At 46.2% G+C, this 10,724-nt stretch carries 10 protein-coding genes and 2 tRNA genes; 1 reads left to right on the top strand and 11 read right to left on the bottom strand.

Annotated features, from left to right (window positions below):
* The 9 genes from hisD to IJ369_RS07010 form a co-directional block, all read right to left on the bottom strand.
* On the bottom strand, window positions 1-866 hold an 866-nt coding region (gene hisD / locus IJ369_RS07050), incomplete at its 3' end, for a histidinol dehydrogenase (protein ID WP_290717597.1).
* Between the two features lie 12 nt (window positions 867-878).
* Window positions 879-1,370: a GNAT family N-acetyltransferase gene (locus IJ369_RS07045; protein WP_290717595.1), complete on the bottom strand. Its 492-nt coding sequence runs from the start codon at window positions 1,368-1,370 to the stop codon at window positions 879-881.
* A gap of 15 nt (window positions 1,371-1,385) precedes the next feature.
* Entirely contained in the window at window positions 1,386-2,024 is a 639-nt protein-coding gene (gene hisG / locus IJ369_RS07040) for an ATP phosphoribosyltransferase (protein WP_290717593.1), read from the bottom strand.
* Window positions 2,008-3,135: an ATP phosphoribosyltransferase regulatory subunit gene (locus IJ369_RS07035; protein WP_290717591.1), complete on the bottom strand. Its 1,128-nt coding sequence runs from the start codon at window positions 3,133-3,135 to the stop codon at window positions 2,008-2,010. The genes hisG and IJ369_RS07035 overlap by 17 nt, the downstream gene beginning before the upstream one ends.
* Before the next feature lie 199 nt (window positions 3,136-3,334).
* The gene (locus tag IJ369_RS07030; RefSeq protein ID WP_290717589.1) at window positions 3,335-4,285 is read right to left on the bottom strand and encodes a zf-HC2 domain-containing protein; all 951 of its coding nucleotides are present in this window, start codon (window positions 4,283-4,285) and stop codon (window positions 3,335-3,337) included.
* A complete protein-coding gene (locus IJ369_RS07025; protein ID WP_290717587.1) occupies window positions 4,282-4,905 on the bottom strand; it encodes a sigma-70 family RNA polymerase sigma factor in 624 nt (207 codons plus the stop codon). Before IJ369_RS07025 ends, IJ369_RS07030 begins: the two co-directional genes overlap by 4 nt.
* 109 nt (window positions 4,906-5,014) lie before the next feature.
* Window positions 5,015-5,088: transfer RNA gene (locus IJ369_RS07020), tRNA-Pro, on the bottom strand.
* Between the two features lie 121 nt (window positions 5,089-5,209).
* Window positions 5,210-5,283: transfer RNA gene (locus tag IJ369_RS07015), tRNA-Pro, on the bottom strand.
* 140 nt (window positions 5,284-5,423) lie between these two features.
* Window positions 5,424-5,801 carry a RidA family protein gene (locus IJ369_RS07010; protein ID WP_290717585.1) on the bottom strand — a complete coding sequence of 126 codons (378 nt, stop codon included), beginning with the start codon at window positions 5,799-5,801 and terminating at the stop codon, window positions 5,424-5,426.
* 236 nt (window positions 5,802-6,037) lie between these two features.
* Between IJ369_RS07010 and IJ369_RS07005 the strand changes: the two genes are divergently transcribed.
* Complete coding sequence (locus tag IJ369_RS07005) at window positions 6,038-7,630, top strand: peptide chain release factor 3 (protein ID WP_290717583.1); 1,593 nt, start codon at window positions 6,038-6,040, stop codon at window positions 7,628-7,630.
* Between the two features lie 126 nt (window positions 7,631-7,756).
* Here IJ369_RS07005 and IJ369_RS07000 read toward each other — a convergent pair whose 3' ends face one another.
* Both IJ369_RS07000 and IJ369_RS06995 read right to left on the bottom strand, forming a co-directional pair.
* Window positions 7,757-8,809 (bottom strand): threonine aldolase family protein, encoded by a 1,053-nt coding sequence (locus IJ369_RS07000; RefSeq protein ID WP_290717581.1) that lies wholly within the window; start codon window positions 8,807-8,809, stop codon window positions 7,757-7,759.
* A gap of 148 nt (window positions 8,810-8,957) precedes the next feature.
* Window positions 8,958-10,724: phosphoribosylformylglycinamidine synthase subunit PurQ (locus IJ369_RS06995; protein ID WP_290717578.1), on the bottom strand; the 1,767-nt coding region annotated here is incomplete at its 5' end.

Raw genomic sequence — 10,724 nt, 5'->3', positions numbered from 1 at the left:
TCCGCTCTGGGGAGCAGAGGGATCTGTCTTTCCAGTTCCTCAGAAACTGCTTTTGCCAGGGCTTCGCTTTCCGTTACCAGAACGGCAGAAGCCATTTTGTCATGTTCTGCCTGAGAAAGCAGATCTGCCGCCACAACAACTGCATCGGAATTGCCATCAGCAATCACAAGGATTTCACTGGGGCCTGCGATCATATCGATGGAAACCTGTCCAAAAACCTGTTTTTTCGCTTCCGCAACGAAAGCATTGCCAGGGCCAACGATCTTATCTACTCTGGGCACGGATTCCGTGCCGTAAGCCAGAGCCGCTACTGCCTGTGCACCGCCGATTTTAAAAATACGGTCTACACCAGCCACTTCTGCCGCTGCGATGATATCGGGATTCAGTTTGCCGCCTTTGGCAGGAGTTACCATACAGACTTCCTTTACGCCCACAATTTTTGCAGGGATACAGTCCATCAGCACTGTGGAAGGATAGCTTGCTGTGCCGCCGGGAACGTACAGACCAACGCGATCTAAAGGGGTGATTTTCTGTCCTAAAACCACGCCGGGGCGTTCTGTAATGACGAAATCAGTACGTTTCTGTTTTTCATGGAAGGCACGGATATGAGCCGCCGCTTCTTTCAGAATTTCGATAAATTCTGCATCTACTTCCGCCAGAGCCGCTTTTCTTTCATCTGCAGAAACTTCCAGCACCTCTGCCGCTGCGCCGTCGAATTTTTCGCAGTAGGCTTTCAGGGCTGCGTCGCCGTTCTTACGCACATCGGCAATGATTTCTGCAACCACGTCTGCAACCGTTGTCTTTTCTTCTTCTCTTGCAAAAATTTCATCTATTTTAATGTCTTTGTAAGCATATGTCTTTATCATGCTTCCACTCCCTTACAAATCCAGTTTCATATAAATTGTATCATCAATAGGGCTGTCGTTATAGCAGGGAATTTCGTAAAAGCCCCTTCTCTGATACATTTTGATGGCTGTTTTCAGAAAAGGCAGCGTATCCAGGAGCATCGCCTTGTAGCCAATCTCCCTTGCGTCCTGCAAAATAACCTCCAGCAGTTTCTCGCCCATCTTTTTCCCGCGGAACTGGGGGCGCACATACAGGCGCTTCAATTCGCACTGCTGTCCTTCCTCGTCCAGTTTTTTCAGCCCTACACAGCCTGCCAGTTTATCCTCCACATAAGCCAGATACAGTCTGCCTTCAGGCATACCATATTTGGATGCAGGATTCGCCAGTTCCTTATCATATTTCTGTATTTTCAAATACTCAGCGAATTCGCTGTCGCCTTCGATGAGCATATCTGTATATTCCTTGAACAATTCGCCTACCTCCGCAGGGCGGTCGTAAGCATATACCAGTTTCAAATCTTCCATGGATTCCTCCAAATTTCAGTCTTTCTTTTCGATATTCTGCGCGATCAGATCACACATTTCTTTGATTCTTTTGTTATTGAATTTATAGCTAGCCTTATTGGCAATAAATCTGGCACTAATGGGAATGATCGTCTCCTTCACTTCCAGATTATTTTCCTTCAACGTTGTACCTGTTTCCACAATGTCCACGATGACATCGCTCATTTTCAGGATAGGCGCGATTTCAATAGAGCCGTGGAGCTCGATGATATCGATCTCTCTCGACTGTTTTCTGTAATATTCCCTTGCGATATTGACAAATTTTGTCGCTACTCTGAGGGTATGTTCGGAATCCGTTCTTTCCCCTTTCACACTGGCAACACACATACGGCATTTACCCATGCCCAGGTCTAACAATTCGTATACGTCGGAGGACTGTTCCAGCAGGATATCCTTACCCACAACGCCAACATCCGCCGCGCCGCGTTCCACATAGACCGCCACGTCAGAGGGTTTTACCCAGAAATAACGTACACCGTTTTCTTCATTTTCAAAAATCAATTTTCTGCCACCTTCATGGATGGCGGGGCAGCCATAGCCGATCTTTTCAAAAATATCATAAGCCTTTTCGCCCAGTCTGCCCTTTGGCAGCGCGATGTTAATCCAGTTCTGCAACGATCTCAAGCCCCCTGTCCTTCATGCAAAGCAATTGTTTATATTTCACATTGCCTGTGTTTTTCTTCTGTACCAACACGCTCTGGCCATTATCAGTCAGCATCTGCGCTGCCTTTGCTAAAGCTGCCACGTCTACATCGTCTTCATAGGTCAGCAGTGTATCCACATCATATTCCTTTTCTGTGGATTCAAAACGTTCCAGCAGGTCAAGATATACTGCAAAGCCAATTGCATCTGCATCCTTACCCAACTTACGAAGCAGATTATCATATCTGCCGCCGCTGAGAATACTACTGGGCACGCCGTTGATGAACCCCTGGAAGATAATGCCTGTATAATAATCCATGTCGTTGACAATGGAGAAATCCAGATTCACATTTTTTTCATTGCCGCCGATTTTCAGACAGCGCAGGATGTCTTCCAGTTCTTTGACTGCCTGTTCCATTTTTCCATTGCAACAAAGGGCTTTTGCCTTTTCCAGTGTTTCTTCCAGCCCGCCGTAAAGGCTCGCCAAAGCTTCCAGTTTCTGTGTCATATCATCCGCCAGATTTACTTCCTTACAGATATTGCGGATGCCGTGGGCATTCTTTTCGCTGATACAATCCAAGATAGCCTTCTGCTGCACGTAAGGCAGGCCGATTTCTTCCATCAGCCCCGCCACAAAACCCATATGGGAAACATCCATAATGTATTCGTCACTGATGGCTTTCAGACTCTTCTGCGCCAGCAGCAGTGTTTCCAAGGTAGCATATTCATCCACTTCACCAATGTATTCCAGACCTACCTGCATGATCTCCTTATATTCGCCTGCGCCCTTTCTGGCACGGTAAACATTTTCATTATAATATACACGCTCTGCGCTGTCTCTGTTTCCTTTTGTATTTTTTACGATGGAAAGGGTCACATCCGGTTTCAGGGCCAGCAGTTTGCCGTCCAGCCCTGTGAATGTCAAAATCGTTTCGCTATTCAAAAAACTTCTGTTATCTGCATAAAAGTCGTATTCCTCAAATTTGCTCATTTTGAACTTACGATAGCCGTACTGTTCAAATAATGCCCGCAAGCTGAAGATGACCTGTTCTTCTTTTTTTAAAAGCATTTCTGCCTGTTTCATGCAAATTCCACTTCCTTCCTATGCTACAACTATATTATAACACCAAAACGCTTTAGTCAAGTAGAACGCTAAAGTAATTTTAGTGGAAATTTACCTTATAGTGTACACTATTTTATGCAATCTGCCAAGAGGACAACTGTCTTTTATGGATTTCGACAAAGAAAAAGGACACAGTCTAATAACCGTGTCCCTTCTTATCTTATTTCAATTTCAATCGAATCCCTACACTGCGATAATCTGCATCTGCCGCCAGGTTTCCCTGTTTCATCCATTCCAGCTCTCCCAAAGCTTCCAGCTTTTTCAAGAAATCTCCGTAGTTTTCCACAGGGATCATCGCAGAAACATCATCCCCATCAAAGGCTTCCTCATAGCCGCCCGCTTCTGCAATCGCCTTTTGAATCTCCGCTATTGCCGCTTTTTCATCGTCTACCAGCAATATCGCAATATCCGTCGCTTCCGCGGCAGATCGTTTCACAGAAAAAGGTGCTGTTTCTTCCGTTGTTACCGAAGCTGTTTCGGGCACCGCCGCCATATCAATCGTCGCTTCTTCCGTCACTGCAGCTTTGTTTTTCGTCTGGGCAGGCATGGCGCCTGCATCCACACCATCTGCCACAGGTGACGCACTGCTCCTCTTTTTCTCGTTGGAAGAAGTCGCAGAAGAAGCATCCACCTGATATTCCACTGCCGCATCATCCGTTGTTTCTTCTATGGTCATGCCTTCCATAGGCTCCCCTGCATCATAAGCCACCATAGTATCATCCGTTGTTTCTTCCATCTTCTGCACAGCCTCATTCTGGCTCTGGCGCATGCCCAGCATGCCATTGATGCCGCCTGCCGCCACGACAACCAGTGCCGCCGCCGCAATCATGCTCAGTTGTTTCCATTTAGGTACTTTCTTCTTTGCAGGGAAAGGAACCACGTTGGACGCCGCTTCCGCCTGCAGTTTCTGCATCAGTTCTGTATGGTATCCCTCAGGGAGCGCCTCATCAGGAAGGCTCTGCAGGGCTTTCTTCATTTCCCGCACAGCATCCAGCTCTTCTCTGCAATCCGCACAAGCCGCCAGATGTTCTTCGACTTTTTCTGTTTCTTCTGCAGTTGTTTCCTTCTCCAGATATGCCCAGAGCAGTTCTCTGCAATCTTCACATTTCATAGCCTTCCCTCCTTTCCTTTCTTATGACGGGGCTTGCCGTCATTTCGTTCCCTGATTTTCAAAATTTCATTTTTCAGCTGATTTCTTGCCCTGGAAATGCGGCTTTTCACCGTCCCCATGGGCAGTTCTATAATTTCCGATATTTCCTCATAAGAAAGCCCTTTCACATCTCTGAGAATGATCGCCGCCCTATGTTCTTCCGACAGGGTATCCAAAGCCTGCAGGATCTCGCCTTTTTCTTCACCCCGCATCAGGCTTTCCTCCGGTGTATCCCCTTCATCGGCGATCTGTCGCTGCATACTGCCGTCCTCATTTTCCAGTTCTTCCTCTAAAGAATAGTTTTGCTTTCCTTTTCTTTTTCGCATCTCGTCAATGCAGGTGTTAGTCGTGATACGATAAAGCCAGGTGGAAAACATGGATCGTTCATCGAAATTTTTGATATTTCTATAGGCCTTCAGGAAAACCTCCTGGGAAATGTCTTTTGCATCCTCACTGTGATTCATCATGCGAAGTGCCACATTATATACGATTTTTTCATGTTTCAGAATCAGTTCTTCAAAAGCCTGCATATCCCCCTGCTTGGCTTTCGCGATCAGTTCCTTTTCCCTACGGTCAGTCATAGACGGTTCACCTCCGTTAAGCTGCGCCCAATTCGTTATAGTAATTCCCCTTAACTTTCGATAGATGTGAAAAAAGAGACGAAAAAAATTTTCGTCTCTTAAAATAAAATCGAGGCGACAGGATTTGAACCTGCGACCTCTACATCCCTAATGTAGCGCTCTACCAAGCTGAGCCACGCCTCGACATTTTTCGCCGCTCGTTCAGCGGCTTATTTATATTAACACAGGATTGATTACCTGTCAATTGTTTTTTAGGTTACTTCCGGAAAAATTTTTCCAGAAGAGAGAGAGTTTTCAAAAAAAATCGAGGCGACAAGATTTGAACTTGCGACCTCTACATCCCTAATGTAGCGCTCTACCAAGCTGAGCCACGCCTCGATATTTTCTGTCGCTGTCGTTCAGCGACTTATTTATAATATCACAGGATATTCCAACTGTCAACAACAAATTTTGTATTTTTCCAAGTACATAAAAGAGAAAAATTTAGCTCCCGCCAAAGGCAGGAGCCAAACGCTTTCTTACTTCAATTCTGCGATTACTTCAACTTCGCACAGAACGTTCTTAGGCAGTGTTTTTACTGCTACGCAGGAACGTGCGGGTTTACCTGTGAAGTATTTGCCGTAAACTTCGTTGAATACAGCGAAGTCGCCCATATCAGCCAGGAAGCATGTTGTTTTTACAACGTCTGTGTATGTCACACCGTTTGCTTCCAGAACTGCGCCCAGGTTTTTGCATACCTGTTCAGCCTGTGCAACAACGTCGCCTTCGCCTACGATAGCGCCTGTTGCGGGGTCCAGAGCGATCTGGCCGGATGTGAACAGCAGACCATTTACGGAAACTGCCTGGGAGTAGGGGCCCAGAGCTGCGGGTGCTTTATCTGTGCTTGTAAATTTCATTTTCATTACCTCCAAAAAAATAAATAATTTAGTTGGTTTTACCTAACGTATTCATTTTAGTCCAAAGACATAATTCAGTCAATGTATTTTCTTCAGAAACAGAATTTTTTTCATCCATTTTACTTTTTTCTCATCTTTTTATTCCATTTTTACTGAAATTCAGGTAAAATAATAAGAAGTATGGTCTTTTTACAGAAAAGAGTAAGATAATTCCAGACAGAAAGGAAAGAAAATATATGAGCAACGCAGAAGCAATCCAGAAGCGTCGTATTTTTGGTATCATCTCCCACCCCGACGCAGGTAAAACAACACTGACAGAAAAACTGCTGCTGCACGGTGGTGCTATCCGTGAAGCAGGTACAGTAAAGGCAAGAGGCAAAAACAAATTCGCAAAGAGTGACTGGATGGAAATTGAAAAACAGAGAGGTATCTCCGTTACTTCTTCCGTTATGCAGTTCGAATATGACGGCAAAGTGGTATCCATCATGGATACCCCCGGTCACAACGACTTCGGTGAAGATACTTACCGTATCCTGACATCCGTAGACAGTGCTGTTATGGTTATTGACGCAGCGAAAGGTGTCGAAGCACAGACAGTAAAGCTGTTCAAGGTTTGTTCCATGCGTGAGATTCCTATCTTCACTTTCATCAACAAACTGGACCGTCAGTCCAAAGATCCTCTGGATTGCATGGCTGACCTGGAAGACGCCCTGGGTCTGCCCTCCACAGCAGTCACATGGCCCATCGGCAATGGCCTGACTTTTGAAGGTATTTATGACAGACTGGAAAACAAAGTTTACCTTTATAAACAGAAAAACGGCGTGATCGAACTGGGTGCCAACGGTGTATACGGCGATGCCCTGGAAGGCGTTATCTCCGATGCAAACCTGGACATCCTCCGCGGCGAAATGGAACTGCTGGATGGTGCAGGCAACCCCTTCGACCTGCAGGCGATCAAAGAAGGTAAACTGTCCCCCGTATTCTTTGGTTCCGCTCTGGCAGATTTCGGCATCACACCTTTTCTGCACCATTTCCTGGAATGGTCTCCTGCCCCCGGCGTAAGAAAAACAACAACCGGCGAAGTAAATCCCAACGATGATTTCTTCAGCGGTTTTATTTTCAAAATTCAGGCAAACATGAACCCTGCCCACCGTGACAGACTGGCGTTCTTCCGCATCTGCTCCGGTACTTTTAACAGAGGCATGAACGTTACTCTGTCCAGAACCGGCAAGCAGATGAAGCTGAGCCAGTCCACCCACCTGATGGCCAACGACCGCGAAACCGTAGAAACAGCCATTGCCGGCGATATCATCGGTATCTACGACAGCGGCAACTTCCAGATCGGTGACACACTGACAGACAGAAAGGAAAAGCTGTTCTTTGAACCTCTGCCTACCTTCCCTCCTGAATTATTCTGCCGTGTGCGTCCTGTGAACTCTCTGAAAGCAAAACAGTTCCAGAAAGGCGTACAGCAGCTGGCGCAGGAAGGTGCCATCCAGGTATACCACAATGAATTCAATGATGTTATCCTGGGCGCGGTAGGTCAGCTGCAGTTTGAAGTATTCCAGTACAGACTGCTGAATGAATACAATTCCGAAATTCGTATGGAGCCCCTGGAATATCAGGTAGCACGTTGGGTTGCCCCCGGTTCTCCTAAGGATGTAAAAGAATACGTAGTAGCAAGAAGCACACTGGTATACGACCACTTCGAAAGACCCATCCTGCTCTTTGCCAACCAGTACACACTGAACAACTTCATGCAGAAAAACCCCGAAGTGAAGCTGGTAGAAGCCTTGGATGTCGATGACACAGAGCATCTGGAAGCTTGATTTCGTGAGGCCCTGCCTCACACTCCGCCAAAGGGGTAACCCCTTTGGAAACCTACACGCAAAAGCATTCTCTTTTGCAAACTCAAGAAAATAAAATACCCCGGCTACAATAATATGTAGTCGGGGTTATTTTTGTTTCAAGTACAGTTTTTCGATATCAGAAAGCAGTTCTGCCACATTTTCTTCCTTTGTTGCCCAGCTTGTACAGAAACGAACTGCGGAATGTGTTTCCCCTACTTTACACCAGAAGGAGAAAGCATATTTTTCCGCCAATTTATCCATCATTTCATTGGGCAGGATAGGAAACTGCTGATTTGTCTTGGAATCAAAGAGCATTTTAATACCCTTTGCTTCGAAGGCTCTGCGAATTTTCATTGCCAGACCAACTGCATGTTTGGAAACTTCAAAATACAGACCATCTTCAAATAATGTTTCGAACTGGATGCCCAGCAGTCTGCCCTTCGCCAGCATGCCGCCTCTCTGTTTCAACAGGTAACGGAAATCTTTTTTCAGGGCAGGATTTACGATGACAACAGCTTCGCCCATCATCGCTCCAACCTTTGTGCCGCCGATATAGAACACATCCGCCAGATTTGCAATATCGTTCAGTGTGTAGTCGCAGCCTTCTGCCGCCAGAGCATAGCCCATTCTAGCACCATCAATGAACAGAGGCAAACCACATTTGCGGCAAGTCGCGCTGATGGCTTCCAGTTCTGCCTTTGTATATGTTGTGCCATCTTCCGTAGACTGGGAAATATAAACCATACCGGGCTGCACCTGATGTTCATGGGTTTCATCGTTCCAGTGAGCATCATAGCCGTTCTGGATAGCTTCTGCGGTCAGCTTGCCGTCCTGTGTGGTAGGCAGAACGATGACCTTATGGCCCGTTGCTTCGATGGCACCTGTTTCATGTACATTCAAATGGCCAGAATCTGCACAGAAAACACCCTGATGAGGACGCAACACTGCCGCGATGACTGTCATATTTGTCTGTGTGCCGCCAACGAGGAAATGCACATCCACATCTTCCCTGCCGCAAGCCTGTTTGATCAGTTCTTTTGCTCTATCACAATGGGGGTCAATGCCATAGCCCGCTGTCTGTTCCATATTTGTTTCAATCAATCTTTCTAAAATTCTGGGGTGCATACCTTCAGAATAGTCACATTCAAAACGAATCATTTTCAGTTCCTCCTTATTCTTCATTTATATATGTAAGAATTTTCATCATGTTCATAGGATACCATGGATGCCTCTCTTCCGCAATATTCGAAATCATCCGCCACACAAAAAAGAGGTGGTTAAAACCACCTCTTTTATATCGTATCGATTATTTATAATATTCAACCATGGATTTGAACAGTTTCATATCATAATTACCTGCAACGTTCTGATACAGACCATCGCCGATACGTTCTGCATGACCCATCTTACCCAGTACACGACCATCGGGAGAGATCAGGCCTTCGATGGCATGTGTGGAGCCGTTGGGGTTGAACTGAATATCGTTTGTAGGCAGACCATTTTCGTCTACATACTGTGTCAGAATCTGACCTTTTGCTGCCAGATCCTGTACCATCTTATCATCCATCAGGATACGGCCTTCCCCGTGGGAAATAGGCACATTGAAGATATCGCCGGCTTTTACATTTGTCAGCCAAGGAGATTTTTCTGTAGCCAGTCTTACACGAACGATCTTGGACTGGTGTCTGGAGATTGTGTTGTAAGACAGTGTAGGGCATGTTTCATCTGTATCGATGATTTCGCCGTAAGGCACCAGACCCAGTTTGATCAGTGCCTGGAAACCGTTACAGATACCAACGATCAGACCATCTCTTTCGTTCAGGTGTTTTGCAACTTCTTCCTTGATTTCGGGGTTGCGGAAGAATGCTGTGATGAATTTACCGGAACCATCGGGTTCGTCACCACCGGAGAAACCGCCGGGGATGAAGATTGTCTGAGACTGTTTCATTTCTTTTGCGAAACGTTCGATGGAATCAGCAATGCCTGCAGCAGACAGGTTGTTGATTACAAAGATGTTTGCTTCCGCACCAGCGCGTTCTACTGCTTTTGCAGAGTCGAATTCGCAGTTTGTGCCGGGGAATACAGGGATCAGCACGCGAGGTTTTGCAACGGGTGCTTTCGCCTTGTATGTGATGCCTTCTGCTTTTGTTGTGAATGTGGGGATTTCCACTTTTTCAGCAGCAGCCGCTGTATTCATGGGATAGATTTCTTCCAGTTTATTTTCATAAGCTGCGAAGATTTCTGTCAGAGCGATGCTGTCTGCACCGTAAACGATGGCGTCGCCACCTGTTGTACCCAGAACTGTACCAACTGCTACGTCTTCTGTCAGTTCCAGAACGAAGGAGCCGTAGTTATAGCCAAAGATATCTTCTTTTGTTACGCCGTCAGCATATGTAAAGCCGATATCGTTACCCATTGTCATTTTCAGAACAGCTTCAGCTACGCCGCCCAGTGTAGGTGTGTAAGCAGCTGCAACCTTGCCATCTCTCATCAGACCTGTCACAACGTCGAACAGTTTTTTCAGGCTGTCTGTTGTAGGCAGACCTTCTGCATCATATTCGGGTTTCACCAGAACGACTTTATGGCCTGCAGCCTTGAATTCGGGAGAAATGATATTTTTGATGCTGTCTACTGTTACTGCGAAGGATACCAGTGTAGGAGGTACATCGATATTTTCAAAGGAACCACTCATAGAGTCCTTACCGCCGATGGCAGCGATTTCCAGACCTTTCTGTGCCATGAATGCGCCCAGCAGTGCTGCCAGAGGTTTGCCCCAGCGTCTGCTGTCTTTGCCCAGTTTTTCGAAGTATTCCTGGAAGGACAGGTAAACTTCTTTGAAATCTGCACCAGTAGCGATCAGTTTTGCAACAGATTCTACAACTGCCAGATATGCACTGTGGTAAGGGCTCTTTTCTGCGATGAAGGGGTTGTAGCCCCATGCCATCAGGGAGCATGTTGTAGTGTCTCTCTTTTCTACGGATACTTTATTAACCATAGCCTGGATGGGTGTTTTCTGGTTTTTACCGCCGAAAGGCATCAGAACTGTACCGGCACCGATTGTGGAGTCAAAACG

Source organism: Anaerotignum sp. (assembly GCF_017483025.1).
In the GTDB taxonomy this organism is placed as follows: domain Bacteria; phylum Bacillota; class Clostridia; order Lachnospirales; family Anaerotignaceae; genus Anaerotignum_A.
Note: the sequence above shows the minus strand (reverse complement) of the source record. Positions and strands in the feature narration are given on the sequence as shown.

Excerpts from the sequence above, each read along its gene's own strand:
- IJ369_RS07045 (WP_290717595.1), bottom strand. The coding sequence starts at position 1,370 with ATGGAAGATTTGAAACTGGTATATGCTTACGACCGCCCTGCGGAGGTA.
- IJ369_RS07035 (WP_290717591.1), bottom strand. The coding sequence starts at position 3,135 with ATGAAACAGGCAGAAATGCTTTTAAAAAAAGAAGAACAGGTCATCTTC.
- IJ369_RS07030 (WP_290717589.1), bottom strand. The coding sequence starts at position 4,285 with ATGAAATGTGAAGATTGCAGAGAACTGCTCTGGGCATATCTGGAGAAG.
- IJ369_RS07025 (WP_290717587.1), bottom strand. The coding sequence starts at position 4,905 with ATGACTGACCGTAGGGAAAAGGAACTGATCGCGAAAGCCAAGCAGGGG.
- IJ369_RS07010 (WP_290717585.1), bottom strand. The coding sequence starts at position 5,801 with ATGAAATTTACAAGCACAGATAAAGCACCCGCAGCTCTGGGCCCCTAC.
- IJ369_RS07005 (WP_290717583.1), top strand. The coding sequence starts at position 6,038 with ATGAGCAACGCAGAAGCAATCCAGAAGCGTCGTATTTTTGGTATCATC.
- IJ369_RS07000 (WP_290717581.1), bottom strand. The coding sequence starts at position 8,809 with ATGATTCGTTTTGAATGTGACTATTCTGAAGGTATGCACCCCAGAATT.